Source organism: Salegentibacter sp. BDJ18 (assembly GCF_017579965.1).
Classification (GTDB): Bacteria; Bacteroidota; Bacteroidia; order Flavobacteriales; family Flavobacteriaceae; genus Salegentibacter.
Genome location: NZ_JAFLQX010000013.1, coordinates 127,411 through 151,920 on the forward strand (window position 1 = coordinate 127,411; position 24,510 = coordinate 151,920).

The 24,510-nt window shown below is 36.7% G+C and carries 24 protein-coding genes, 5 tRNA genes and 1 pseudogene; 24 read left to right on the forward strand and 6 right to left on the reverse strand.

Annotation, left to right across the window (positions count from 1 at the left end):
* Positions 1 to 69: 69 nt before the first annotated feature.
* Positions 70 to 2,268 carry a DNA helicase RecQ gene (gene recQ, locus J0871_RS07750; protein WP_208224681.1) on the forward strand — a complete coding sequence of 733 codons (2,199 nt, stop codon included), beginning with the start codon at positions 70 to 72 and terminating at the stop codon, positions 2,266 to 2,268.
* Between the two features lie 178 nt (positions 2,269 to 2,446).
* On the opposite strand, the gene J0871_RS07755 is transcribed toward recQ, so the two are convergent.
* A complete protein-coding gene (locus J0871_RS07755) occupies positions 2,447 to 3,229 on the reverse strand; it encodes a hypothetical protein (protein ID WP_208224683.1) in 783 nt (260 codons plus the stop codon).
* Between the two features lie 30 nt (positions 3,230 to 3,259).
* Complete coding sequence (locus J0871_RS07760) at positions 3,260 to 4,030, reverse strand: class I SAM-dependent methyltransferase (RefSeq protein ID WP_346014337.1); 771 nt, start codon at positions 4,028 to 4,030, stop codon at positions 3,260 to 3,262.
* Here J0871_RS07760 and J0871_RS07765 point away from each other — a divergent pair.
* Positions 4,030 to 4,524 (forward strand): YkgJ family cysteine cluster protein, encoded by a 495-nt coding sequence (locus tag J0871_RS07765; RefSeq protein ID WP_208224685.1) that lies wholly within the window; start codon positions 4,030 to 4,032, stop codon positions 4,522 to 4,524. The two genes, J0871_RS07760 and J0871_RS07765, sit on opposite strands and share 1 nt — an antisense overlap.
* A gap of 86 nt (positions 4,525 to 4,610) precedes the next feature.
* Positions 4,611 to 5,465 carry a thioredoxin family protein gene (locus tag J0871_RS07770; RefSeq protein ID WP_208224687.1) on the forward strand — a complete coding sequence of 285 codons (855 nt, stop codon included), beginning with the start codon at positions 4,611 to 4,613 and terminating at the stop codon, positions 5,463 to 5,465.
* Here J0871_RS07770 and J0871_RS07775 read toward each other — a convergent pair.
* Positions 5,454 to 6,686, reverse strand: a complete 1,233-nt coding sequence (locus J0871_RS07775; protein WP_208224689.1) for a DUF1343 domain-containing protein — start codon at positions 6,684 to 6,686, stop codon at positions 5,454 to 5,456. The genes J0871_RS07770 and J0871_RS07775 overlap by 12 nt on opposite strands.
* Before the next feature lie 9 nt (positions 6,687 to 6,695).
* Between J0871_RS07775 and J0871_RS07780 the strand changes: the two genes are divergently transcribed.
* The 3 genes and pseudogenes from J0871_RS07780 to J0871_RS07790 all read left to right on the forward strand — a co-directional run bounded on the left by J0871_RS07780 (position 6,696) and on the right by J0871_RS07790 (position 11,235).
* Positions 6,696 to 7,928, forward strand: coding sequence for an FtsX-like permease family protein (locus tag J0871_RS07780; protein WP_208224691.1), 1,233 nt, complete (start codon positions 6,696 to 6,698; stop codon positions 7,926 to 7,928).
* Positions 7,929 to 8,008: 80 nt separating this feature from the next.
* Entirely contained in the window at positions 8,009 to 8,989 is a 981-nt protein-coding gene (locus J0871_RS07785) for a cysteine synthase family protein (protein ID WP_093303811.1), read from the forward strand.
* A 179-nt stretch (positions 8,990 to 9,168) separates the two neighbouring features.
* A pseudogene (locus J0871_RS07790) lies at positions 9,169 to 11,235 on the forward strand (alanine/glycine:cation symporter family protein).
* Positions 11,236 to 11,342: 107 nt separating this feature from the next.
* Here J0871_RS07790 and J0871_RS07795 read toward each other — a convergent pair.
* From J0871_RS07795 to J0871_RS07805, 3 genes are all read right to left on the reverse strand, one after another.
* A complete protein-coding gene (locus J0871_RS07795) occupies positions 11,343 to 11,567 on the reverse strand; it encodes a hypothetical protein (RefSeq protein WP_208224693.1) in 225 nt (74 codons plus the stop codon).
* A 119-nt stretch (positions 11,568 to 11,686) separates the two neighbouring features.
* On the reverse strand, positions 11,687 to 11,866 hold the full coding sequence (locus J0871_RS07800; protein ID WP_208224695.1) for a hypothetical protein: 180 nt from the start codon (positions 11,864 to 11,866) through the stop codon (positions 11,687 to 11,689).
* A 114-nt stretch (positions 11,867 to 11,980) separates the two neighbouring features.
* Positions 11,981 to 12,535: a hypothetical protein gene (locus J0871_RS07805; protein ID WP_208224697.1), complete on the reverse strand. Its 555-nt coding sequence runs from the start codon at positions 12,533 to 12,535 to the stop codon at positions 11,981 to 11,983.
* A 68-nt stretch (positions 12,536 to 12,603) separates the two neighbouring features.
* Here J0871_RS07805 and J0871_RS07810 point away from each other — a divergent pair, with 68 nt between their 5' ends.
* The 18 genes from J0871_RS07810 to rplK all read left to right on the forward strand — a co-directional run bounded on the left by J0871_RS07810 (position 12,604) and on the right by rplK (position 24,500).
* Complete coding sequence (locus J0871_RS07810; RefSeq protein ID WP_208224699.1) at positions 12,604 to 13,308, forward strand: SGNH/GDSL hydrolase family protein; 705 nt, start codon at positions 12,604 to 12,606, stop codon at positions 13,306 to 13,308.
* A 43-nt stretch (positions 13,309 to 13,351) separates the two neighbouring features.
* Positions 13,352 to 14,632 carry a DUF2851 family protein gene (locus J0871_RS07815; RefSeq protein WP_208224701.1) on the forward strand — a complete coding sequence of 427 codons (1,281 nt, stop codon included), beginning with the start codon at positions 13,352 to 13,354 and terminating at the stop codon, positions 14,630 to 14,632.
* Positions 14,633 to 14,650: 18 nt separating this feature from the next.
* On the forward strand, positions 14,651 to 14,881 hold the full coding sequence (locus tag J0871_RS07820; protein WP_075325989.1) for a PspC family transcriptional regulator: 231 nt from the start codon (positions 14,651 to 14,653) through the stop codon (positions 14,879 to 14,881).
* Positions 14,882 to 15,051: 170 nt separating this feature from the next.
* The gene (locus tag J0871_RS07825; protein WP_208224703.1) at positions 15,052 to 17,130 is read left to right on the forward strand and encodes an amino acid carrier protein; all 2,079 of its coding nucleotides are present in this window, start codon (positions 15,052 to 15,054) and stop codon (positions 17,128 to 17,130) included.
* A 12-nt stretch (positions 17,131 to 17,142) separates the two neighbouring features.
* Positions 17,143 to 18,009: a helix-hairpin-helix domain-containing protein gene (locus J0871_RS07830; protein WP_208224705.1), complete on the forward strand. Its 867-nt coding sequence runs from the start codon at positions 17,143 to 17,145 to the stop codon at positions 18,007 to 18,009.
* 131 nt (positions 18,010 to 18,140) lie between these two features.
* Positions 18,141 to 19,310 (forward strand): acyl-CoA dehydrogenase family protein, encoded by a 1,170-nt coding sequence (locus J0871_RS07835; RefSeq protein ID WP_208224707.1) that lies wholly within the window; start codon positions 18,141 to 18,143, stop codon positions 19,308 to 19,310.
* 176 nt (positions 19,311 to 19,486) lie between these two features.
* On the forward strand, positions 19,487 to 19,681 hold the full coding sequence (rpsU, locus tag J0871_RS07840) for a 30S ribosomal protein S21 (protein WP_037316435.1): 195 nt from the start codon (positions 19,487 to 19,489) through the stop codon (positions 19,679 to 19,681).
* A 98-nt stretch (positions 19,682 to 19,779) separates the two neighbouring features.
* The gene (locus tag J0871_RS07845; protein ID WP_208224709.1) at positions 19,780 to 20,673 is read left to right on the forward strand and encodes a tyrosine-type recombinase/integrase; all 894 of its coding nucleotides are present in this window, start codon (positions 19,780 to 19,782) and stop codon (positions 20,671 to 20,673) included.
* Positions 20,674 to 20,701: 28 nt separating this feature from the next.
* Entirely contained in the window at positions 20,702 to 21,004 is a 303-nt protein-coding gene (gene raiA, locus J0871_RS07850; RefSeq protein ID WP_075325995.1) for a ribosome-associated translation inhibitor RaiA, read from the forward strand.
* A 101-nt stretch (positions 21,005 to 21,105) separates the two neighbouring features.
* Positions 21,106 to 21,179, forward strand: a tRNA-Thr gene (locus J0871_RS07855).
* 199 nt (positions 21,180 to 21,378) lie between these two features.
* Positions 21,379 to 21,461 (forward strand) — tRNA-Tyr (locus J0871_RS07860).
* 77 nt (positions 21,462 to 21,538) lie between these two features.
* A tRNA-Gly gene (locus tag J0871_RS07865) sits at positions 21,539 to 21,611 on the forward strand.
* 145 nt (positions 21,612 to 21,756) lie between these two features.
* A tRNA-Thr gene (locus J0871_RS07870) sits at positions 21,757 to 21,828 on the forward strand.
* A 56-nt stretch (positions 21,829 to 21,884) separates the two neighbouring features.
* A complete protein-coding gene (tuf, locus tag J0871_RS07875) occupies positions 21,885 to 23,072 on the forward strand; it encodes an elongation factor Tu (protein WP_075325996.1) in 1,188 nt (395 codons plus the stop codon).
* Between the two features lie 62 nt (positions 23,073 to 23,134).
* A tRNA-Trp gene (locus tag J0871_RS07880) sits at positions 23,135 to 23,207 on the forward strand.
* 19 nt (positions 23,208 to 23,226) lie between these two features.
* On the forward strand, positions 23,227 to 23,424 hold the full coding sequence (gene secE / locus J0871_RS07885) for a preprotein translocase subunit SecE (RefSeq protein WP_075325997.1): 198 nt from the start codon (positions 23,227 to 23,229) through the stop codon (positions 23,422 to 23,424).
* A gap of 10 nt (positions 23,425 to 23,434) precedes the next feature.
* Positions 23,435 to 23,986 (forward strand): transcription termination/antitermination protein NusG, encoded by a 552-nt coding sequence (gene nusG / locus J0871_RS07890; protein WP_075325998.1) that lies wholly within the window; start codon positions 23,435 to 23,437, stop codon positions 23,984 to 23,986.
* Positions 23,987 to 24,062: 76 nt separating this feature from the next.
* A complete protein-coding gene (rplK, locus tag J0871_RS07895) occupies positions 24,063 to 24,500 on the forward strand; it encodes a 50S ribosomal protein L11 (protein ID WP_057482053.1) in 438 nt (145 codons plus the stop codon).
* The last annotated feature ends 10 nt before the right edge of the window (positions 24,501 to 24,510 follow it).

Here is a 24,510-nt window from a genome sequence, read left to right on the forward strand (position 1 = left end):
AGGATTGTGAGTTTAAAGAAATATGTATCTTTAGTTATGCAAATGTATGTAAAATTGTAACACAATTGAATGAGTTTGACGGAAATTGATTTACACCAACAGCTAAAGAAGTACTTTGGGTTTAGTCAATTCAAAGGCCTTCAGGAAGAGGTGATTACCAGTATAGTGAATAAAAATAATTCGTTTGTGGTAATGCCTACCGGAGGAGGGAAATCCCTATGTTACCAACTCCCTGCGTTGATTGAAGAAGGAACGGCAATTGTGGTTTCGCCCCTTATCGCTTTAATGAAGAACCAGGTAGATGCTATACGTAGTATTTCTGCAGAGCACGGCGTTGCGCATGTGCTAAATTCCTCTTTGAATAAAACCGAAGTAAAACAGGTAAAAGAAGACATCGCTAACGGTGTTACCAAGCTACTTTATGTAGCGCCTGAATCACTTACCAAAGAAGATCATGTTGAGTTTTTAAAACAACAAAAGATTTCTTTTCTGGCTATAGATGAGGCGCATTGTATAAGTGAATGGGGTCACGATTTTAGACCGGAATACCGAAACTTGCGCAGCATTATTAAACGTATAGGAGATAATATTCCAATTATTGCCCTTACAGCTACCGCGACTCCCAAAGTACAGGAAGATATTCTAAAGAACCTGGGAATTCCAGATGCAAATACTTTTAAAGCGAGTTTTAACCGTCCTAATTTATATTATGAAGTACGGCCAAAAACCAAAAATGTAAATGCAGATATTATCCGTTTTATAAAACAAAACCGCGGGAAATCTGGGATTATCTATTGTTTAAGTAGAAAAAAGGTTGAAGAGCTTGCGCAAACACTTCAGGTTAATGGTATTAATGCCGTGCCATACCACGCCGGGCTGGACGCCAAAACCCGAAGTAAACACCAGGACCAGTTTCTTATGGAAGAAATTGACGTTGTGGTGGCTACCATTGCCTTTGGGATGGGAATAGATAAACCCGATGTTCGGTTTGTGATTCACCACGATATTCCAAAAAGTATAGAAAGTTATTACCAGGAAACCGGTCGGGCAGGAAGAGATGGTGGCGAAGGCCATTGTTTGGCTTTCTATTCTTATAAAGATATTGAAAAGCTCGAAAAATTTATGAGCGGAAAACCAGTGGCCGAACAGGAAATTGGTCACGCTTTACTTCAGGAGGTAGTTGCCTATGCAGAAACTTCCATTTCCCGCCGAAAGTTTATTTTGCATTATTTTGGGGAAGAGTTTGACAGCGAAACCGGCGAAGGCGCCTCTATGGACGATAACGTTAGGTATCCAAAAAAGCAGCATGAAGCGGGCAAAGAGGTAGAATTACTTTTAAAAACAATAAAAGAAACAAAGCAATTATATAAATCTAAAGAAGTTGTAAAAACACTTATAGGAAAATCTAATGCGGTTATTTTATCACATAAAACCGACACTCACCCACTTTTCGGAAAAGGAAAAGACAGGGATGGAAAATACTGGATGGCTTTAATTAGGCAGGCTCTTGTTGCCGGTTTATTAAAGAAAGATATTGAAACCTACGGTGTAATAAAACTTACATCTAAAGGTGAAGAATTCTTAAAGAATCCAACGTCATTTATGATGACCGATGATCATATTTTTGATAGTACTACTGAGGCTGTTCCCACTGCAAGTCAGTCAGGAGGTTCTGGGGTAGATAAAACCCTGGTAAAAATGCTGAAAGATCTTCGGAAAAAAGTAGCAGTAAAAAACGAGGTGCCTCCTTTTGTAGTTTTTCAGGATCCTTCGCTGGAAGATATGGCTATAAAATATCCGGTAAATATTGAAGAGCTTACCAATATTTTTGGAGTAGGCGAAAACAAAGCCAAAAAGTTTGGGAAAGAGTTTGTAGAACTTATTCAGCGGTATGTAGATGAAAATGAGATTGTTCGTCCAGACGATTTGGTGGTAAAATCTACCGGAGCAAATTCAGCTTTAAAATTATATATAATTCAGAATGTAGACCGCAAATTACCTTTAGATGATATTGCTTCGGCCAAGGGTATGGAGATGAAGGAATTCATCAAAGAAATGGAAGCAATTGTGTACAGCGGAACCAAGTTGAATATAAATTACTGGATAGACGATATTTTAGATGAAGACCAGCAGGAAGAAATTCACGAATATTTTCTGGAAGCTGAAACCGATAAAATAGATGAAGCCATCCAGGAATTTGACGGTGATTATGACGATGAAGAACTTAGGTTATACCGAATTAAATTTATAAGTGAAGTAGCGAATTAAGTTTTAGAAGTTTGAGGTGAAGAATTATGGTTTTCGTCAAGCTGAACTGGTTTCAGCTTCTAATTTGTAATATATTAGATCCTGAAACAAGTTCAGGATGAAGTATAGAAACAATAGATTTTTCCGATCTGATTTCAATTATTGCGACTTCGTACTTTAAACCTCTTACTTCAAAAAATTATCGTCCCCCGGCAGCTTGAAGATCTCTAATACAATGATAGCCTAGTGTAGGAATACGCCCTCCTTCAATTTCATCTATAATTCCGCTTCCAAATTCTATAGAAGCGCGCATCAGGCAGTCGGGCACATTACAATGACCTTCGTTATCATCATCTTTATGGTCAGATTGCGGTTCGGTACCAATATCTACCAGGCCAAATAAATGCCCAAATTCGTGGTTTAAAACTGCTGCTTCTATATCACTTTCTATTGGAGCGTTAGGTCTTGCCGCAAAATCTTCAATAGTTTTTCCGAAAATCACCATAGATGTATTTCTAAATGCTGAACCCAGGGTGAATTTATTTTCCTCGTCTTTTTCACTTTTTCCGTCAGCAAAATAAATATACACCGCAATTTCATCTCCCGCATTGTATACAGTACGGGTTTCTTTTTCTATTTCTACAATTTCCTCTATAGAAAAAGGAGCTTTGCCAGATGAGGAAACTGCTCTTAAACTAATATTTATACCATCGGGTTTAAAAGTTCGTTCTTCAAGGAAACTTTTAAAATTTGAAAGAGCTGCCTGGTTAGGAGCATAGCCGTTTACATAAACAATTTCTATATTCATAGAAGTGAATTCAGCATCGCTTAAAAGGTGGGAAGCTGAATCTCCCAAACCTTGCAAATTTGCTGTTTTATCTATTCCAACCACTCCATCATCATCATTTTCACCTGAATCTGAAGTACAGGAAAAGCTAAACAATATAATTAAAAGAAGAAGGCTGTATTTGTATTTAGACATTGAAAAAGCAATTTTGGTAAAAATATAAATTTATTGTTTTAAAGCTTGTAATTCAGCTAAATAATCGTAGTGTTTTCCCTCTTTTATTCGTTTACAGCTAAAGTTATTGGTTTCAGCGGCAAATTTTAAAGTTTGAAAATCTATATAGAGCCAATTAAAATAAGCAGAATTTTCCCCTTTATAACTCACTTTAAATTCCAGTTCACCGTAATATGCAGCTTCAGAGTCTACCCAAATCCCACCATCTTCGTCGCGATCAAATAAATAACTTAAATCTGAAGAATCTAAAAGAACTTTACCATTGGGATTTAGCAATTCCCTGGTTTTTTTAAAGAATTTGTCAAGCTGGTTAAGCTTGCCAATTATTCCGCTACCATTCATAAGCATTAAAATGGTATCAAATTTTGCATCTTTCAAGTCGAAAAAATCAATGTTTCGAGCATCTTTAATTCCGCGTAGACGGGAAATTTCTATAGCGCCTTTAGAGGTATCAATGGAAGTCACCTGAAGTTTTTTTTCTTGCTGAAGATAAAGCGAATGGCTTCCTGCGCCGCAGCCAACATCTAAAACTTTTCCCTTTGCAAGTTGCAACGCTTTTTGCTCTAAGGGCGGCATTTCAGCATAATTTCGGAACAAATAGGGAACAGGAATTACATCATCATCAAAGTCTGGGGAATGTACCTGGATATCGGTAGTATCCTTTTCGTGATAGTAAGCTGAAATCGCTTTTCCAAAAATGTCTTTTACTGAAGTTTGCTGATTCATTGATAAGGTGTAGCTTGGTTTTATATCTTTGCCCAATGGAAGAAATTCTAAAAAATCTCCCTGAAAAGGCCAAAGATAAGCATAAGGAAAATAAAAAGTTTTTTGCAAAGCTTAGAAAAAAGCCGCCAAAAGATTTGGATAGACAGATGCAGGAAATGCACGAGGAAGAATTTTCCCGCACCAACTGCCTGGATTGTGCAAATTGTTGTAAAACTACCGGCCCTTTATTTACCAATAAAGATATAGAGCGCATTAGCAAGCATTTAAAATTAAAGCCGCAACAGTTTATTGAGCAGTATTTGCGAATAGATGAAGACAATGATTATGTGCTGCAACAAGTGCCCTGTACTTTTTTGGCTGCAGATAATTACTGCCTAATTTATGATGTGCGACCAAAAGCCTGCCGGGAATTCCCGCATACCGACAGGAAAGATTTTCATAAAATTTCAAATCTTACCATTAAAAATACGGCTATTTGCCCCGCTGCATATAATATTGTAGAAGAGATGAAGAAGAGGATAAAAGGATAGATAATCTTCAATTTTTTTACAGAGCTTTTTAAAATAAATTTAGGTTTTCTTAATATTTTATTAAATTGCCTTACTAATCTTTATCTATGAGAAAAATTACTACGCTTCTATTACTTATTTTCTGCCTTTCTTCAGGATTTGCCCAAAATAATCCCTGGCTTACTTCTTTAGAAGATGCTCAGAAACTCTCTATTGCGACTAATAAACTTATTTTTATTGATTTCTATGCAGATTGGTGTGGACCGTGTAAAAAGATGGAGCGAGAAGCTTTTTCAGATCCTGAAATTAAAAAGGTTCTGAATAATTTTGTTCTGGTAAGGTTAGATTTTGATAGGGAGGTAAACTTAAGAAATAGATATGGGGTTAGGGCAATTCCATTTTTATTTGTGGTAGATAGTCACGGGAATGTAATAAATAAAGAGCGAGGATATAGCGGGAAAAACAGCGTACAGGATTTATTGGAAGCTTATAGTGTAAATACATCTTTTTTTCAGCGAGAAAATGTTCAATATTTTCAAAATCAAAATTATGCCACGGGTTTGAGGCTTGCCCAAAAATATCTTGATTTTAGTTTATTTTTGAGTAAAGAGATTAGATCTGATTTTTTAAATGTTGCTGAAGCTTATATAGATAATTCTGAAGATCTGCTGGATAAAAATCAATCTAATTATCAAATGATATCGCAGAAAATTGAATTGATGCAATTAACTTCAGATTTGTATAACGAACAATACCGCAAATTAGAAAGAGGTTTGGGGAAAATTGAAGAAAATGAAGTTGAAGAATTAAACCGAGATCTTTATAATTTTTTAAATTATTGTTTGGCCTATCAAAAAGGAGAGGAAGAATTAACGGAAAAATGGGAAGCTGAGATTTTGGCTTCCTCAGCTTCCAATGATTATATGAAAAGAAAAGACGAGCTTTTCGGTTTAGTAAATTAAGTATTGTTTTCTTTTAACTTCAAAATTTTCCAAACCTTGCTGCCAACTATCCCTTATTTCTTCAGCAGATAAACCGGCTTCAATTTGAGTTTGTAATTCTTTGGTTCCCGCCAGTTTTGTGAAAAAAGCATTGAAGAATTCATCTTTATTCGCGGTGTTTTGATAGGCTTCAATTAGCCATTCTAAATTTATTTGATCTACTCTTGCTATTTCACTAAGATCCCGACCATAGCATTCTTTCCCGAGATGTTTTGGGCTTTTTGCGCCAGGCTTAGATTCTGGGGTATAGGTGAAATCAAAATAATTTTTATCTAAAAACGGCGACCCGAATACCTGGAATTGTTTATCGGTACCACGCCCGGCATTTACATTGGTGCCTTCAAAGAAGCATAGACTTGGGTATAAATTTATAGCCTGTGCATTTGGTAAATTTGGTGAAGGTTTCACCGGAAGATCGTAAGCTTTAGAGTGGTCGTAATTTTCCATTTCTATTACTTCAAGATCACATTGAATCCCGTCTTTTAACCATTTTTCGCCATTAATCATTTTTGCATATTCTCCCATAGTTAATCCGTGAACGGTTGGGATTGGATGCATTCCTACAAAACTTTTAAACTCGGTTTCCAGGATGGGGCCGTCTATATAATGTCCGTTAGGATTTGGGCGATCAAAAACAATAAGTTGTACATCATTTTCGGCGCAGGCTTCCATCACATAATGTAAGGAAGAAATATATGTGTAAAAACGGGTTCCTACATCCTGTAGGTCAAAAATTAAAACATCAAGATCTTTCAGCTGTGCTGCTTTCGGCTTTTTGTTATCGCCATAAAGCGAAATTACCGGTAAGCCGGTTTGAGCATCTTTACCATCATCTACTGCTTCGCCGGCATCAGCCGTGCCACGAAACCCGTGTTCTGGGGCAAAACCCTTTACCAGATTCACTTCTAAGGCCAACAAAGAATCTACTACGTGGCTAAATTCTCCCGCTTCATTTTTCATAATTGAAGTCTGGTTTCCTACAATCCCCACTCTTTTTCCCTTCAGCATTGGAAGGTAAGCTTCGGTACGATTGGCTGCGAGAATAATGTCTTTAACAGCCGTTTTATCTTGATTATTTATTGCAATTTCTTCTGAAGATTGCTCTTTCTTATTTTGGTTTCCGCAGGAAAGAATACCTATAAAAGCGAATAAAAATGTACTTTTGAATAACCTTTTAAGCATCGTGATAGTTTGAATTTCGAATTTTTTGTTGTTAAACGCCTTATCGGCGGTAAAAGCCATAAAAGTAGTATTTCTGCGCCTATTATAAAAATAGCGATTGCGGCAATTGCTATTGGTGTGGTGATGATGTTGGTTTCTTTTGCTACCGGGCTTGGTTTGCAGGAAAAAATAAGGGATAAGATTGCTGCTTTTAACGGGCATATTAATATTTCTAATTACGATAATAACAGCTCGCAGGTTACGCTTACCCCGGTTGATAAAGACCAGGATTTTTATCCTGAATTTAATACTGTTGATGGTATTGCCCACGTACAGGCGGTGGCAACAAAATTTGGGATAATTCGTACTGAAACAGATTTTGAAGGAGTTGTGGTAAAAGGTGTGGGCACCGATTATGACTGGAGTTATTTTGAAGATTTCCTGGTTAAAGGTAAACTGCCAGATGTTGATAATAAACTGAATGATGAGGTTTTAGTTTCAGCTTATTTAGCGAACAGGCTTCAATTAAATATAGGAGATAAAATTCCAACTTATTTTCTGCGCGATGGTAGCGATAGACCGCTAACCCGTGGTTTTGTGGTTACCGGTATTTATGATTCTGGGTTTATGGACTTTGATAAACTCTATGTGCTGGCCGATATTCGGCATATTCAACGCCTTAATCGCTGGGAAGAAAATGAGGTAGGCAATTTTGAAGTTTTTCTAAACGATTTTAATAAAATTGATAAAAAAGGCCAGGAAGTTTATGAGAACACGGGATCGTTTTTAGATACGCAAACCATAAACCAAAAGTATTATTCGATTTTTGAATGGCTGGCGCTTTTTGATTTTAATATTGCACTTATAATTGGAATTATGATCCTGGTGGCTGGCATTAATATGATTACTGCTTTGCTGGTTTTAATTCTTGAGCGCACCCAAATGATAGGGATTTTAAAAGCCCTGGGCGGTAACGACTGGAGTATTAGAAAGATTTTTCTTTATAATGCCGGTTACCTTATTATTAAAGGACTTTTCTGGGGAAATTTAATCGGAATCGGAATATTATTGCTGCAGAAATATTTTAAACTTATACCATTAAATCCTGAAACCTATTATGTAACTGAAGTTCCCGTTTATCTAAGTTGGGACTATATTTTAGCGGTAAACCTGGGAACCTTAATTTTATGTATGCTAATGTTGATAATTCCTTCAGTAATAATTTCAAAGATTTCTCCTTCCAGAGCAATTAAATTTGAATAAATTATAACAAATCGAGTGCTTTTGGGTATTCTATTGAAGTAAATTCAATTTTTTACCTTTGCAACTTCAAAAATAAAGAAATGGATTACGTAGAAAATATATTGGGAACTATTGGGAATACGCCAATGGTGAAAATGAATAAGATCACTAAAGATATAGACGCTTTGGTTTTAGCAAAGTATGAAACTTTTAACCCGGGAAATTCGGTTAAAGATCGTATGGCGGTGAAAATGGTAGAAGAAGCTGAAGCCAACGGACTTTTAAAACCCGGCGGAACTATTATTGAAGGAACATCGGGAAATACAGGAATGGGCCTTGCCCTTGCAGCCATTGTGAAAGGTTATAAAATGGTTTGTGTACTTTCTGATAAACAGAGCAAAGAAAAAATAGATATTTTAAAAGCCGTAGGTTGCGAAGTGGTAGTTTGTCCCACCGATGTTGCCCCAGAAGATCCACAATCTTATTATTCAACCTCAAAAAGAATGGCTGAAGAAACTCCAAATTCCTGGTATGTGAATCAATATGATAACCTGGCAAATACCAAAGCACATTACGAAAGTACCGGTCCTGAAATTTGGGAACAAACCGATGGGAAAGTGACTCATTTTGTAGTAGGCGTAGGTACCGGCGGAACTATTTCGGGAGTTGGTAAATATTTAAAAGAAAAAAATCCGAATATTAAAGTTTGGGGAATTGATACCTATGGTTCGGTTTTTAAAAAATACCATGAAACCGGGGAATTTGACGAAAAAGAGATTTACCCATATATCACCGAAGGAATTGGAGAAGACATTCTACCAAAAAATGTAGATTTTAGTGTGATTGATGGATTTACCAAAGTAACCGATAAAGACGCCGCTGTTTACACTCGTAAATTGGCCGAAGAAGAAGGTTTCTTTTTAGGAAATTCAGCCGGCGCTGCAGCGAAAGGATTGCTTCAACTTAAAGAACATTTTACTAAAGATGATGTTGTGGTTGTTTTATTTCATGACCATGGCAGCCGTTATGTAGGAAAAATATTTAACGATGAGTGGATGAAAAAACAAGGGTTCATCGATTAATTTTTATATGAATTCTGAATTAAAAGTTCAGAAATTATATTTAGCTGAGAGTATTAAAAATATATATTATTATAAATTTTTAATACTTTCATTTTTTTTATGCAATTAATATTTATCAGATAAATAGTAAAGAAATTTAGTTTATGAGGAATTTATGGCTTTTTACCAGTATATTTTTAATGTTAACAGCCATTACCGGGGCACAGGAAAACACACAAAATAATGCTGATTTACAGGTAGAAGTAACTCTTTCAAACCCTTCACGGGAAATTAACGACGGGATAGCCGAAGTTATTGTAACCGGGGGAGAAAAGCCATACCAGTATAAATGGACCAATCAATCTACTGCCTTAGATGCCAGGAAATCTACTGGTTTAATTGAGGGAATGGAACATACTATTAAAGTTACAGATGCGAATAATAAATCTGTTTCCAAATCCTTTACAATTCCTGCCGAATCTATCACCGAAATTTTTAATAGTAATGTACAGCCCGCCGTAGATTTTCTTGGCGGGATTTTATTTTGGGATCCATTTGCTTCTTTAGGCGTTTTTGATCCCGTGGTGTATACTCCCACCAAATAAATTCCTATTCCCGAATGGGATGCTTTAAGCAACAATTCTTATACTTTAAAAGAATGGTTAATCACAAAAAATGCCGAGGTTAATGAAGGCGATAAAATTGCCATAATTCAAACCAATACAGGAGAAGAAATTGAAGTTTTTTCGCCGGTAAAAGGAAGACTCAATTACCTTGTTAAAGAAGGTCATGTGATTTTTGATCCAAATAGTACCAGTGATGTTGTAGAACAGGATGCACACGTTTTTGCAGAAGTAGTTTACGCTGAGCCGCAACCCTTGTTGCATCCTAATGGAGATGTGAAGATGAATGCGATTCCGTTTATCGTAATGTGGTTAATTATAGGAAGTATCTTTTTTACGATTAGGCTTGGGTTTATAAATATCCGTGGGTTCAGGCATTCCATAGACCTGGCCAGGGGGAAGTATGACGACCCAAATGCACCGGGTACTATTACTCACTTCCAGGCTATGGCAACTGCTGTTTCTGCAACAGTTGGTTTAGGAAATATCGCGGGCGTGGCAGTAGCTATTTCCCTTGGTGGTGCCGGTGCTACCTTTTGGATGTTTTTAGCAGGATTTTTTGCTATGTCTTTAAAATTTGTAGAGTGTACTTTAGGGGTAAAATACCGATTTATAAATAGTGAAGGCCGAATTTTTGGCGGACCAATGAATTACTTGAGATATGGCCTGGAAAAAAGAAATATGAGAGGTCTTGGTAAATTTCTTGCCGGCCTTTTTGCCGTTCTTGGCGTTGGGGCCTCATTTGGCGGGGGCAATATGCTACAATCTAACCAGGCATTTAAAATTGTTTCTGAGCAATTACCATTTCTACAGGGTCACGGTTTTTGGTTTGGTGTAGGCTTCTCTATATTAGTTGGGGTGGTAATAATTGGCGGTATTAATAGTATTGCTAAAGTTACCGGAAAAGTGGTTCCTTTTATGGCCATGGTATATATTCTTGGATGTGCTATTGTAATTGGCACCCATATAGAAAATATAGGTGGGGCGTTTTCTGCAATTTTTAATGGAGCTCTCTCTGCAGATGCACTTAAAGGTGGATTTATTGGAGTGTTAATTATTGGTCTACAGCGGGCAGCGTTTTCCAGTGAAGCCGGGGTTGGTTCGGCTGCAATTGCGCATAGTGCTTCAAAAACCAATAATCCTATAGCCGATGGTTTTACTTCTTTGGTAGAACCATTTATAGATACTATGGTGGTTTGTACTATGACGGCTCTTGTACTTATTTTTACCGGTATGCACGAAGTGAATGGGCTTGGAGGAGTAGAGTTAACCTCAGATGCATTTGGTAGTGTAATCTCTTGGTTCCCCGCAGTTCTGGCTTTTGCCGTTTTCTTATTTGCATTTTCAACTATGGTCTCCTGGTCTTATTACGGAATGAGATCCTGGACTTATCTTTTTGGGAAAAGTGTGAAATCTGAAACCGTTTATAAAATTATGTTCCTTCTATTTGTGGTTCTTGGCGCTTCTACAAGCCTGGGGGCCGTACTTAGTTTCTCTGATATGATGATTTTAGCCATGTCTTTTCCTAATATCATAGGTTTATATATAATGTCTTCTGAAGTACGGGAGGATATGAAAATTTACCTGAAACGACTTAAAGCGGGAGAAATTTACATCAGTGAAAAATTCAGGAAAGCAGCTTAAGGAGGTAAATTGGCTCTATAATCGAGATTGAATTGCTACGCGATGCTTTGCTCGGAATAGAAATATTATTCTTTTTGAATGAGTGAGCTTACTTCGAGGTTGTTTGGTTAAGGTAATTTCTGAAGAAAATAAAAGAGAAAACTTCCAATTAAATATAGAAGCACATCAATAATATCGGCCGTGTATCTCCAGTGGAGTGGTGGTAGAATAACTTCAAAATAAATGGCATACATCACAAATACTGAAAGTATGGTAAAAAGGTTTAAACGTAAAGTTTTGTCCTTCTTAAGGAATTGCACCGTATAGAGACAAATGCTTAATACAATAGGCATACAAAGAAAATTTGCGAGATAAAAATTGATGAAATCGGGGAGTGGGATCTCAAAAAAATAAAGAGTTTGGAGAAGAGCAAAAAGAAAACAGCATATAAAAAAGAACGTTTTTAGACTTTTCATAATACCAGGAGGGAAACCAGGAAAGCAATTATACCACCAACTACCATTACCGCTATCCAAATTGAATACCCCACTTTAGAAAAAAAACGACCAATTCCGGTTTGGGGTTCTTCTTTTTCCTGGGTTGGTTTTGAAGTAATATTAGAAGTGGTTTTATTTTCTTGGTTGGGTTCCATAATTGAGTTGCTGGTTCACTTTGCTAAAAAAGATAAACAAAAATTTCAAAATGGAATTATTTCCGCAGGGTTTAACCACAATTTAGGTATTGCTTATAATATAATCTTAAAATATTATTCTTCCCATCCCCAGGGAGCATCAGGAGTTTTTATTGGATTGGAAAGATCAAATTCTACGCTAAAATTAGTTTTAGCACCAATTCTTTTAAGATTGTAACTAAAAATTTCATCATCTAAGCTTATCCACCAAACATTGGTTGCCGCAGCGGGAAGTAATTCGGCCGTTTCGTCATCAGCAGGAAAAACCTGGATATTTGCTAAACCGGTGTTAGAAGCCGTGCCACCGTATTGCGTTATTTCATCTTCGCTGCCATCGGGTTTTCGGTGATCATGTTTCAGTTCAATTTTATTATCATTTAATCGCAGAATCCAGGTTCGGGATTTATTTTCTCCTACAAAAAATGGGATTTTAATTTCATTTTCCTCACAAGATCTCACGTGCATAATTAATTTCTTACCATCAAAATCATCGTTGCCCATTCCCTGGGTTATAATGCCTTCATAAGATTTACCGCAGTGTTGCTGAAGTTGGTTCCAAAAGCTTTTTGCCGGTGTTTCCTGGGCAAAGACTGCGCTGCTTAAAAAGAATAAAATGAAGTATAATTTCATATTACAAATGGGCTAAATGTTTTAAATTGCTGCAAAATACACTATTTAAAGCCTTAAACAGATTCTGAATGAAAAATTTCTACTTCATAATTTTAGCATTTTTAGTAATTGGTTGCAACACCACTAATTCTGTCACCCAGAATACAGAAACCGATAATCCTTCAGTTATGGATTATAGTTACCTTGCCCTGGGTGATTCTTATACCATTGGTGAAAGTGTACCCGAAAAAGAGCGCTGGCCGGTACAGTTGGTGGCTCAGCTTAACGAAAGAGGGTATAAAGTAGCACCACCTAAAATTATTGCCAAAACCGGTTGGACTTCTGGAAATTTATTGGCCGCAATGCGATCTGAATTGAATTATACCCGAGAATTTGATTTAGTTTCTATTTTAATTGGGGTTAATAATCAGTACCAGGGGCAAAGTATTGAAGATTATGAAGAAGAACTTCGGGAGATTTTTAAGTTGGCACTTAATCATTCTAAACGTAGGGAAAAAGGCGTTTTTGCTTTGAGTATTCCAGATTATGGAGTGACGCCTTTTGGAGCAGAAAATGCAGAAACTATTGGCGAGGAAATAGATGAGTTTAATGCAGTTTTTAGAAGAATTGCATCCGAATTTGAGGTTGATTTTTATAACATTACGCCAATTTCACGTGAAGCTGAAAGAGATGCCGCTCTTATTGCCGAAGATAATTTACACCCCAGCGGATTGATGTATCGTTATTGGGTGGAGGAAATTATAGATGAAATCCCCCAAATGTTACCCCAATAGCTTGAAAGACTGGCCTTAAAGCGCATTTTTCTAATTTTAAAAGATGCGCGAAGATTTTTTACATTATCTCTGGAAATACAAGAAATTCGATTTCACCAATGCAAAGACCACGCAGGGAGAAAAAATACTTCTAATAGATAGTGGAACTCATAATTTTAATTCGGGCCCCGATTTCTTCAATGCGCGCTTAAAAATTGGAGACCAGCTATGGGCCGGGAATGTAGAGTTGCATATCAAAGCATCAGACTGGTATTTTCACCAACACGAAAAAGACACAAATTACGATAATGTTATTTTACACGTAGTTTGGGAAGACGATGTTGAGGTACAAAGGCATAATAAAACCTCTATACCCGCTTTAAGCTTAAAAAGTCTTGTAGATCAGGATTTACTTATGGGGTATCGCCAACTTTTTGCTTCTCCTGAAAACTGGATTAATTGTGAGAAAAATTTTAAAGAAGTAGATGATTTCACTCTGCGTCACTGGCAGGAGCGTCTTTATTTAGAACGTTTAGAAGAAAAATCTATACTTATTTTAGATTTATTAGAGAAATCTGGGAATAACTGGGAAGCGGTTTTATTTCAGATGTTAGCTAAAAACTTTGGGCTTAATCTTAATGGAGATGCGTTTCTAAGTATGGCGCAAAGTCTGGATTTTTCCGTTGTGCAGAAATCCTCTCAAAATAATTTACAACTTGAAGCTTTGTTTTTTGGCCAGGCCGGCTTGCTTAGTAAGCAATTAAATATCCCTTATTATAAAAAATTGCAACAGGAATATGCCTATCTAAAACATAAATACAAACTCTCAAATTCTGGCGTGATTCCTCCAAAATTTTTCAGGTTACGGCCAGATAATTTTCCGAATATTAGGCTGTCTCAGTTAGCTTCGCTTTATTTTAAGCAGAAGAATTTATTTTCAGAATTAATTGCTTCAAAATCTTTAGAGCCTATTTATAAAATTTTAGATGTAGAAACTTCTGAATTTTGGCGGGAGCATTATTCATTTCCGAAGAAACATAGAGAGAGGGAAAAAAGGCTAAGTTCAGCTTTTAAAGAGCTGGTGCTTATAAATACTATTATTCCGCTTCGTTTTTGTTATTCCCAATCGCGTGGGAATGATGAAATAGAAATTTTACTAGAACTAATAGAAAAAATACCTGCCGAGAATAATAAGATTGTTCAAAATTTTAATAAAATTAAAAATGGCAGTACGCAAAACGCTTTACATTCCCAGGCTATGGTACACTTAAAAAAGAATTATTGTGACGCCAATAAATGTCTTGATTGTGCTATTGGTGTAAAATTACTGCAACGGAAGACTTAAAATCTTATATTTGTAACGATGACAAAAATGGTGCACAATATTCGTTATTTTTTTGAAAGACATGGTTTTTATGTGTCTTCCCGAGTGGCCGATAAAATGGGAATGCGCGCCAAAAGTGTACGCTTGTTTTTTATTTATGCCTCGTTTGTAACACTGGGCTCCTGGTTTGTGGTGTATTTGGTCCTGGCATTTTGGTTAAAACTTAAAGATTTGGTGTACACTAAAAGAACTTCAGTTTTTGATCTATAACCGGGATTTAACTGCATTTTTATCAATAATTTTAGGTTTCTTCAGAATTTAATCAAACTAAATTTAACAATACCTTTACATTTTAACTCCCAAAAATTTGAAAAGGCCCATTTTTTTAGCATCTTGCTTCGCGGAAATTATCAATCTAAATTAAACAACCTTTTTACTATATGAGAAAGTATCTGCTTTCAATGTTCTTTTTGTTTTCAATTTTAGCGATTAATGCACAAGAACTGGATGTCCAGGCCAAAGTTGGCAATCCTTCCAATATTATTAATAACGGGTTTATTGATCTGGAGGTTGAAGGAGGAGTACCTCCTTATAAATACCAATGGTCTGATCCCGAAACTTCTTTAGAGTCATCCAGAGCAGAAGGTCTTACCGAAGGAGTTCCTTATGAAGTAACAGTTACCGACAGTGAAGGTAATTCTGTAACAAAAAGTTTTGAAATAAAGGCTGATGCTATTACCGAACATTTTAACGGTACTTTTGTTCCCATTGTAGAAGGAATGACGGCTATTCTTTTCTGGGATCCATTTACCGCTGTAGGAATCTACGATCCAAAGGTATATGCAGAAAGAAGTTTTGTTCCTACTCCAGATTGGAGCGCTGATACAGAAGATAAATTCATCTTAAAAGAATGGCAGGTAGAAGAGGGAGCTCACGTAGAAGAAGGTGACCTTATTGCCATTGTAGGATCTCAAAATAGCGGTGATCTAGAGGTTATGGCCAATGCTACTGGAACAGTAGAATATCTGGTAGGAGAAGGCGAAACAATATGGGATTATCAAAATAGTTCAGACCTTATTGAAACAAACGCCCATATGTTGGCTCAAATTCAATATGATGAACCACAAATTCTAACCAATCCTAACGGATCTCCACAAAAGCATAATATTCCTTTTATTGTGGTTTGGTTAATCTTTGGTGCAGCATTCTTTACCGTAAAAATGGGCTTCATCAACTTTAAAGGATTTAAACACTCTATAGACCTTGCAAGAGGAAAATATGACGAGCCTAACGCGCCGGGTAGTATTACTCACTTTCAGGCGCTGGCAACCGCAGTTTCTGCTACAGTAGGTCTGGGTAATATTGCCGGTGTTGCCGTTGCAATTTCCCTTGGTGGTGCAGGAGCAACTTTCTGGATGATTATTGCCGGTTTACTGGGTATGGCATCAAAATTCGTAGAATGTACGCTTGGTGTAAAATATCGTTTTATAAACTCTGAAGGGAGAATCTTTGGAGGACCAATGAACTATTTGCGCTACGGACTTGAAAAAAGAAATATGCGTGGTTTAGGTAAATTCCTTGCTGCCTTTTTCGCTATTTTAGGTATTGGTGCTTCATTTGGTGGTGGAAATATGTTCCAGGCCAATCAATCTTTTGAAATCCTTTCCGGGCAGTTTACTTTCTTAATTGGTAATGGATTTTGGTTTGGAATTGGAGTAGCAGTGCTTGTAGGTATTGTTATTATTGGAGGTATTCAAAGTATTGCTAAAGTAACCGGTAAGGTGGTGCCATTTATGGCTGCAGTTTACGTTCTTGGTGCTTTAACCGTAATATTTATAAATATAGAAAATATTGTTCCGGCATTTGGAGCAATTTACGATGGAGCTTTTAACGCTACAGCGATGAAAGGTGGTATTATAGGGGTGCTAATTGTTGGTTTTCAACGTGCAGCTTTCTCTAACGAAGCTGGTGTTGGGTCTGCAGCGATTGCTCACTCGGCAGCAAAAACAAATCACCCACCATCTGAAGGTTTTGTCGCTTTATTAGAGCCTTTTATTGATACCGTAGTAGTTTGTACTTTAACTGCTTTAGTATTAATCTTTACCGGAATGCACGAAGTAGAAGGAGTAGGTGGGGTTCAATTAACCTCAGATGCTTTTGCAAGTGTAGTTTCCTGGTTCCCTTATGTGTTGGCAATGGCAGTTTTCTTATTTGCATTTTCAACAATGATTTCCTGGTCTTATTATGGGATGCGTTCCTGGACTTACCTCTTTGGAAAAAGCAAAAAAACAGAATTGGCATATAAAATATTATTCCTTGTATTTGTTGTGGTAGGAGCTTCCATTAGTTTAGGAGCCGTATTAGACTTCTCTGATATGATGATCCTTGCGATGTCCTTCCCGAATATTATAGGACTTTATATTATGTCTAGTGAAGTAAGAAAAGATCTAAATGAATATTCCCGAAAGCTAAAAGCAGGAGAATTATTCAAGAAACAACGAGAGGCAAAAGCCAGCTAACCTTGTGAAATTATGAAATTGATAAAATCCCATTTTGTGTTCAACAGGAGCCAACAAAATGGGATTTTTCTTTTGGTAATAATTATAATTCTTTTTCAGGCAATTTATTTTTTTGCTGATTTTTCTTCGGAAAGTAATTCTGAAGCTTTATCCCAGCAAGAAATAGAAACTTTTCAAACACAAATAGATTCTATAAAACTAGCCCGGGCTGAAGCAGATTCGGTTAAGATCTATCCTTTTAATCCAAATTATATAACCGATTTTAAGGGTTATACTTTAGGAATGAGTGTAGAAGAAATCGATAAACTTCAGCAATTTAGAGAAGAAAATAAATGGATTAATTCTGCAAAAGATTTTCAAAAAGTTACGGGTGTTTCAGATTCTTTACTTGCTACAATTTCTCCGTATTTTAAATTCCCGGAGTGGGTTGCTGAGGCCGAAAAGAAAAAAGAGAATAATAGAAATATCCCTACTATAAAAGTTTCAAATTTAAATACAGCAAAATCTGAAGATTTACAAAAGATAAATGGAATAGGTGAGGTGCTGGCCAATAGGATTGTAAATTATAGAAATAAAATTGGTGGTTTTAGGAGCGAGATTCAGTTAAAAGATATTTATGGTTTAAATTATGAAACGCGAGAAAAGTTGCAGCAGCAATTTAAGGTTTTCAAAGATGAAGAATTCGGCTTAATAAATATTAATAAGGCGAAAGTTCTGGACCTGGTAGATGTTCCTTACATCAAATATGAGCTTGCCCGTGAGATTATAGATTACCGCCAGCTACACGAAAAAATTAGTTCTTTTGAAGAATTATCAAAAATAGAAAGTTTTCCTTCAGATAAAATCGATAGAATTCAATTATATTTGAGCTTAAATTGAATATTCGGAATTTTAGCTTACTTAAATATTTATCCGTGGATTAATTACTATAATAAAAATTGATTTTATTTTAGTGGCCCGGAAGTTTGCTTCCTTTCTAAATAAAAGAAAAAAGAAAAAAAGAAAATAGCATGAATGCATTGTATTTTACCGAGGAACACGAGCTTTTTAGAAAGAGTTTTCAGGACTTTTTGCAAAAAGAAGTGGTGCCGCATATTGATAAATGGGAGAAATCTGGCACCATAGAGCGCTTTATCTGGAAGAAATTTGGTGAGATGGGCTATTTTGGCCTTAACCAACCTGAAGAATATGGCGGAATGAATCTTGATATATTCTATACCGTAATCTTTCTGGAAGAACTTCAAAAGATTAATAGCGGTGGTTTTGCTGCTGCAATGTGGGCCCACGCTTATTTGGCAATGACGCACGTAAATAAAGAAGGTGACGATGCAATTAAGAAAAAATATCTTACTCCAAGTATTGAAGGAGATAAAATAGGTTGTCTATGTATTACTGAACCTTTTGGCGGCTCTGATGTTGCCGGAATGCGAAGTACCGCAATTAAAAAAGGCGATAAATATATTTTAAACGGGTCCAAGACTTTTATTACCAACGGAGTTTATTCAGATTATTTAGTAGTAGCTGTCAAGACCGATCCTGATAAGGGAAATAAGGGGATGAGTATTTTTATTGTAGATAGGGAAACTCCCGGAATTTCTGCTTCAAAATTAGATAAACTGGGTTGGAGAGCTTCAGATACTGCAGAAATTGCTTTTGACGATGTTGAGATTCCTGCTGAAAATCTAATGGGTGAAGAAGGGAAAGGTTTCTCCTATATCATGCAGCATTTTGCTTTAGAGCGTTTAATTATGGGAATTAACGCCCACGCTCGTGCTGAATATGCCCTGGATTATACATTAGGCTACATGGGGGAAAGAGAAGCATTTGGCAGAACCATAGATAAATTCCAGGCTTTAAGACATTCGGTAGCAGATATGGCCAGCGAAGTAGAAATGAATAAGGAATTCAATTATTCTATTGCCAAACGCCTGAATGATGGGCAATATGTGGTGAAAGAAGCCAGTATGTCTAAATTACTTTCAACAAAAATGGCCGATAAGGTTATTTACGACTGTTTGCAGATGCTGGGAGGTTATGGTTATATGGAAGATTATCCATTGGCAAGAATGTTTAGAGATAGCCGTCTAGGCCCAATTGGTGGTGGAACTTCAGAAATTCTTAGAGAGATTATCGCTAAAATGGTGATCGATAAAAAAGAATACAAGCCAGCGGCGAAGTAATCTTTTAGATTGACATTTTTGCGAAAATTCTACTTTTATTGCAAAGATGGTAATCGATAAAAAAGAATACAAACCAGCTGCGAAATAGCATTGAAAATAATTAAAATATTGGTTGTGGGTTCTTAGATTTAAATTATCTTTGCAGCCTATTTCTAAAGAAAGGGGGTGATGACACTATGTTAATAATACCAGTAAAAGACGGAGAAAATATTGATAGAGCGCTGAAGCGTTTTAAGAGAAAATTCGATAAAACCGGAACAATGCGCCAGCTGAGAAGCCGCCAGCATTTCACGAAACCTTCTGTTGCGAAGAGAGCTCAGGTTCAAAAAGCCGAGTACATTCAGCATTTGAGAGATCAGGAAGATATCTAGTAAAAGATATAATCGAATTTTTCCGAAGCTATTCGGAAAAACAAATATAACTGTTGATAGATTAAAGTTTGCTAACTTTGTCTATCAACAGTTTTTTTATGCCCTTTTCCCAGTTTTTAGATTACCTGCAGTTGGAGAAAAAATATTCTCCCAATACGCTAACCGCCTATAAAACCGATTTAGAATCTTTTTCAGAATTTATTTTATTCGAGTTTGAAGAAAAAGATCTTAGAAATGTTCATTATTCTCAAATTAGAAACTGGATTGTTTCATTGGTAGATCAGGGTGTGTCTAATAGAAGTATAAACCGAAAGATTTCTTCTTTAAAAGCTTACTACCGCTTTCTTCAAAAAACCGGCGATATAGAATTTTCTCCCCTCGCAAAACATAAAGCTTTAAAAACTGCTTCTAAAATTCAGGTTCCATTTTCTGAAGCCGAAATAAGCCAGGTTTTGGAACAAATTGATATTTCAGATTTTGAAGGTTTGCGAGACCGGTTAATTGTAGAGCTTTTTTATACTACGGGAATGAGGCGTATTGAGCTCATTGAAATTAAACTTCAGGATGTAGATTTGAGAGGGAAGTACGTTAAAGTGCTTGGTAAAAGACAAAAGGAAAGAATTATACCATTATTGTCCGGCGTGATTTCTAATTTAGAAAATTATATAAGTAAACGAGCAGATTTGGTGAAAGGGCAGGAGACATCCTATTTATTTGTAACTCAAAAAGGTATAAAATTATACGAAAGCCTTGTTTATAGAATTATTAATAATTATTTTAGTAAGGTGTCTGGCAAAATAAAAAGGAGTCCGCATATATTGCGGCACTCATTTGCTACACATTTATTGAACCAGGGCGCCAACCTAAACGCGGTAAAAGAATTACTTGGGCATTCCAGTCTTGCTGCCACGCAGGTATATACCCATAATAGTATTTCAGAACTTAGTAAAGTTCATCAAATGGCGCATCCCAGGAACAAAAAGACCAATTAAAATAATGTTTAATTAAATTCTACCGAAGATGAAAGTAAATGTGCAGTCTGTTAACTTCAACGCCGATCAAAAATTAATTGATTTCATCCAGCGCAAATTGGATAGGCTTGAAAATTATTACGATAAAATTATCTATGCTGATGTCTTTTTAAAAGTTCAGAATACAAGTGGAAAGGATAATAAGATTACCGAGGTTTTGTTAAGTATCCCCGGCGGAGATATTATGGTAAAAAAAACCTGTAAGAAATTTGAAGAATGCGTAGATGAATGTGCTTCATCACTACAAAGACAGTTAATTAAACGCAAGGAAAAATTAAGTGCTCACGTTTAAATATTTTTTTTGCAGAATTGTTTTGTGAAAGGAATAATTTGTATACATTTGCAGTCCGTTAGAAATAGCGGACTTTTTTATGCTGAAAAAGTAGCGTAAAGGCCGATGTAGCTCAGCTGGCTAGAGCAGCTGATTTGTAATCAGCAGGTCGTGGGTTCGAGTCCCTCCATCGGCTCTTGAAATTTTGAAATAAAGTATTTTTAGTTTAATCTCCTGGAGATTAAATGAGTAAGAAAAATATCGAAAAATTTTAAAAAATGCTTTGGACGGTGCTGTAAAATTATGTTTATTTGCAGCCGTTAAAAAAACAAACCGTCATAAAGCTTAGCTGGCAAGCCGGCTACGGTTCTATGAAATAGTGGAAAAATAAATTTGGGGAGATACTCAAGCGGCCAACGAGGGCAGACTGTAAATCTGCTGTCTTTCGACTTCGCAGGTTCGAATCCTGCTCTCCCCACAACAATTGTTTAAAGTTCCAGATTCAGGGATGTGAAAATCCGGGAACTTTAAATTTATAAGCCCTGAATCGATAATGCGGGAGTAGCTCAGTTGGTAGAGCGTCAGCCTTCCAAGCTGAATGTCGCCGGTTCGAACCCGGTCTCCCGCTCTTAATTAGAAAACAGGAAAAGTATATTCTTGTTTTCTAGATTTATTTTTCCGGTTTAAGTAAAGTTAAACATCCGTAAACCAGTATTGGTTTATGGTTATTCTTGTTTGAACCGGTGAACCTTGAAAGTGGAGACTTTCGGCTTGCCGACGTAGCTCAGGGGTAGAGCGTTTCCTTGGTAAGGAAGAGGTCACGAGTTCAATTCTCGTCGTTGGCTCTAGATTGTATTAAATTGAACACTAATATATAACTAAGATTAAATAAGTATTAATTATGGCAAAGGAAACTTATGATCGTTCCAAACCGCACCTTAACATAGGTACAATTGGACACGTAGATCACGGAAAAACGACTTTAACAGCAGCGATTACTAAAGTAATGGCTGATGCTGGATATTCAGAAGCTAGTGCTTTTGATCAAATTGATAATGCTCCTGAAGAAAAAGAAAGAGGTATTACAATTAACTCTTCTCACGTAGAGTATCAAACTGCTAACCGTCACTACGCACACGTTGACTGTCCTGGTCACGCCGATTATGTAAAGAACATGGTTACTGGTGCTGCTCAAATGGACGGTGCAATTCTTGTAGTTGCTGCAACTGATGGGCCTATGCCACAAACTCGTGAGCACATCCTTCTTGGACGCCAGGTTGGTATTCCAAGAATCGTTGTATTCTTAAATAAAGTTGACCTTGTTGATGATGAGGAGCTTTTAGAATTAGTAGAAATGGAAGTTAGAGATCTTCTTTCTTTCTATGAGTATGATGGTGATAACGGTCCTGTAATTTCAGGTTCTGCACTTGGAGCTCTTGAAGGTGATGAGAAGTGGTCTAAAACCGTTCTTGATTTAATGGAAGCTGTAGATAGCTGGATTGAATTGCCAGAGCGTGATGTAGATAAACCTTTCTTGATGCCTATTGAAGATGTATTCTCTATTACAGGTCGTGGTACTGTTGCAACTGGTCGTATTGAGACTGGTGTTGCAAACACTGGAGATCCTGTAGAGATTATTGGTATGGGAGCTGAAAAACTTACTTCTACTATTACTGGTGTTGAGATGTTCCGTAAGATTCTTGATAGAGGTGAAGCTGGAGATAACGTTGGTATCTTATTAAGAGGTATTGAAAAGTCTCAGATCTCAAGAGGTATGGTAATTACCAAGCCTGGATCTGTAACTCCTCACGCTAAGTTTAAAGCAGAGGTTTATATCCTTAAAAAAGAAGAAGGTGGACGTCACACTCCATTCCACAACAACTACCGTCCTCAGTTCTACGTACGTACAACTGATGTTACAGGAACAATTAACCTTCCTGATGGAGTTGAAATGGTAATGCCTGGTGATAACCTTACAATTACTGTAGAGCTTATCCAGACTATTGCAATGAATGTTGGTCTACGTTTCGCTATCCGTGAGGGTGGTAGAACTGTAGGTGCTGGACAGGTTACTGAAATTTTAGACTAATTACAGTTTAAATATAAAAAGGTTTCCCGCTCGGGCGGGAAACCTTCATTTATATTATATTTACGGGTTTAGCTCAGTTGGTAGAGCACTGGTCTCCAAAACCAGGTGTCGGGAGTTCGAGCCTCTCAACCCGTGCAAATACCTTAAGAATCACATGGCAGGAATTGGCAATTATATATCAGAATCTTATAACGAATTAAAAAACCACGTTACCTGGACAAGCTGGCCCGAAGCACAGAGGCTAACCATCCTTGTAGCCGTTTTTTCTATTATTTTTTCACTGGCTATTTGGGGTGTAGATACCGTATTTAGTTCGGCTATCGAAGAATATTTCAAATGGATTAAATCTTAAAGATAGTAGGATGGCAGAAGGAAAGGAAAAAAAGTGGTATGTAGTTCGTGCCGTTAGCGGTCAGGAAAACAAGGTTAAAGACTATATTGAGAAAGAGGTTAACCATCTTGGGATGGAAGATTATCTTGATCAGGTTTTAGTTCCTACCGAAAAAGTTATCCAAATTAGAAATGGTAAGAAAGTAAACAAAGAACGTGTTTATTTTCCTGGGTATGTAATGATTCAGGCTAGTCTTGAAGGTGAAATGCCACACGTGATTAAAAATATTAATGGCGTTATTGGGTTTTTAGGCGAAACAAAAGGAGGAGATCCTGTTCCGCTTAGAAAATCTGAAGTTAACAGAATGCTTGGTAAAGTAGATGAACTTTCAGTAAAAACCGATAACGTAGCAATACCTTTTACTATTGGAGAAACCATAAAAGTTATAGACGGTCCGTTTAATGGCTTTAATGGTACAGTAGAAAAGATAAATGAAGAAAAGCGTAAGCTTGAGGTAATGGTTAAGATTTTCGGAAGAAAAACACCATTGGAATTAAGCTATATGCAAGTAGAAAAAGTATAAAGATTTTAGTTACATATTTTTTGATGGTTTTTTAAAGCTTCCACTCTAACAAACTATCACCTTAAAAATTAAGAAAATGGCAAAAGAAGTAAGTAAAGTTGTAAAACTACAAGTTCGCGGAGGTGCTGCTAACCCATCACCACCAGTTGGACCTGCTTTGGGTGCTGCCGGGGTAAACATCATGGAATTCTGTAAGCAATTCAATGGTAGAACCCAGGATAAACAAGGTAAAGTATTGCCGGTTGCGATTACGGTTTATTCAGATAAGTCTTTTGACTTTGTGATTAAAACTCCTCCAGCTGCAGTACAATTGTTGGAAGCATCTAAGAACAAAAAAGGTTCAGGAGAACCAAACAGAAAGAAAATAGCAAGTGTTTCTTGGGATCAGGTTAGAACTATTGCAGAAGATAAGATGCAGGATTTAAATGCCTTCACCGTAGAATCTGCAATGAAAATGGTTGCTGGAACAGCTCGTTCAATGGGAATAACTGTAAAAGGTGATGCACCGTTTTAATCCAAAAAGA

Excerpts from the sequence above, each read along its gene's own strand:
- recQ (WP_208224681.1), top strand. The coding sequence starts at position 70 with ATGAGTTTGACGGAAATTGATTTACACCAACAGCTAAAGAAGTACTTT.
- J0871_RS07755 (WP_208224683.1), bottom strand. The coding sequence starts at position 3,229 with ATGTCTAAATACAAATACAGCCTTCTTCTTTTAATTATATTGTTTAGC.
- J0871_RS07765 (WP_208224685.1), top strand. The coding sequence starts at position 4,030 with ATGGAAGAAATTCTAAAAAATCTCCCTGAAAAGGCCAAAGATAAGCAT.
- J0871_RS07770 (WP_208224687.1), top strand. The coding sequence starts at position 4,611 with ATGAGAAAAATTACTACGCTTCTATTACTTATTTTCTGCCTTTCTTCA.
- J0871_RS07775 (WP_208224689.1), bottom strand. The coding sequence starts at position 6,686 with ATGCTTAAAAGGTTATTCAAAAGTACATTTTTATTCGCTTTTATAGGT.
- J0871_RS07785 (WP_093303811.1), top strand. The coding sequence starts at position 8,009 with ATGGATTACGTAGAAAATATATTGGGAACTATTGGGAATACGCCAATG.
- J0871_RS07795 (WP_208224693.1), bottom strand. The coding sequence starts at position 11,567 with ATGCCTATTGTATTAAGCATTTGTCTCTATACGGTGCAATTCCTTAAG.
- J0871_RS07800 (WP_208224695.1), bottom strand. The coding sequence starts at position 11,866 with ATGGAACCCAACCAAGAAAATAAAACCACTTCTAATATTACTTCAAAA.
- J0871_RS07805 (WP_208224697.1), bottom strand. The coding sequence starts at position 12,535 with ATGAAATTATACTTCATTTTATTCTTTTTAAGCAGCGCAGTCTTTGCC.
- J0871_RS07810 (WP_208224699.1), top strand. The coding sequence starts at position 12,604 with ATGAAAAATTTCTACTTCATAATTTTAGCATTTTTAGTAATTGGTTGC.
- J0871_RS07815 (WP_208224701.1), top strand. The coding sequence starts at position 13,352 with ATGCGCGAAGATTTTTTACATTATCTCTGGAAATACAAGAAATTCGAT.
- J0871_RS07820 (WP_075325989.1), top strand. The coding sequence starts at position 14,651 with ATGACAAAAATGGTGCACAATATTCGTTATTTTTTTGAAAGACATGGT.
- J0871_RS07825 (WP_208224703.1), top strand. The coding sequence starts at position 15,052 with ATGAGAAAGTATCTGCTTTCAATGTTCTTTTTGTTTTCAATTTTAGCG.
- J0871_RS07830 (WP_208224705.1), top strand. The coding sequence starts at position 17,143 with ATGAAATTGATAAAATCCCATTTTGTGTTCAACAGGAGCCAACAAAAT.
- J0871_RS07835 (WP_208224707.1), top strand. The coding sequence starts at position 18,141 with ATGAATGCATTGTATTTTACCGAGGAACACGAGCTTTTTAGAAAGAGT.
- rpsU (WP_037316435.1), top strand. The coding sequence starts at position 19,487 with ATGTTAATAATACCAGTAAAAGACGGAGAAAATATTGATAGAGCGCTG.
- J0871_RS07845 (WP_208224709.1), top strand. The coding sequence starts at position 19,780 with ATGCCCTTTTCCCAGTTTTTAGATTACCTGCAGTTGGAGAAAAAATAT.
- raiA (WP_075325995.1), top strand. The coding sequence starts at position 20,702 with ATGAAAGTAAATGTGCAGTCTGTTAACTTCAACGCCGATCAAAAATTA.
- tuf (WP_075325996.1), top strand. The coding sequence starts at position 21,885 with ATGGCAAAGGAAACTTATGATCGTTCCAAACCGCACCTTAACATAGGT.
- secE (WP_075325997.1), top strand. The coding sequence starts at position 23,227 with ATGGCAGGAATTGGCAATTATATATCAGAATCTTATAACGAATTAAAA.
- nusG (WP_075325998.1), top strand. The coding sequence starts at position 23,435 with ATGGCAGAAGGAAAGGAAAAAAAGTGGTATGTAGTTCGTGCCGTTAGC.
- rplK (WP_057482053.1), top strand. The coding sequence starts at position 24,063 with ATGGCAAAAGAAGTAAGTAAAGTTGTAAAACTACAAGTTCGCGGAGGT.